The organism is Pseudomonas sp. AC463 (genome assembly GCF_979253585.1).
This window is the reverse complement of record NZ_CEEDDZ010000759.1, coordinates 1-261: the sequence shown is the minus strand read 5'-3', so window position 1 is coordinate 261 and position 261 is coordinate 1. Positions and strand designations below refer to the sequence as shown.

Here is a 261-nt window from a genome sequence, read left to right as displayed (position 1 = left end):
GCGTACAACCGCGACTAATCTGCGGCACAATCGGGCCAGCCCCCTGCCAAGGATCGGATCTGGCCCATGCAGATAGATGAAGAACTGACGCTCAAGAAGCTGGAAATCTTTCTGGCCTTCATGCGCAGCGGCAACCTCACGAAGGCCGCAAGCGAGCTCAATACCAGCAACGTCAGCGTGCACCGCGCCATTCACTCCCTGGAAAGCGCCCTGCGTTGCCCATTGTTCAAGCATGAAGGGCGCAACCTGATTCCCCTGGAA

1 protein-coding gene is annotated in these 261 nt (G+C 58.2%); it reads left to right on the top strand.

The genetic code is table 11. The features are described 5' to 3' along the window. Positions 1 to 66: 66 nt before the first annotated feature. Positions 67 to 261, top strand: a 195-nt coding sequence (locus tag AC0IYH_RS32260; RefSeq protein ID WP_471838394.1) for a helix-turn-helix domain-containing protein, incomplete at its 3' end; no start/stop codon positions are given.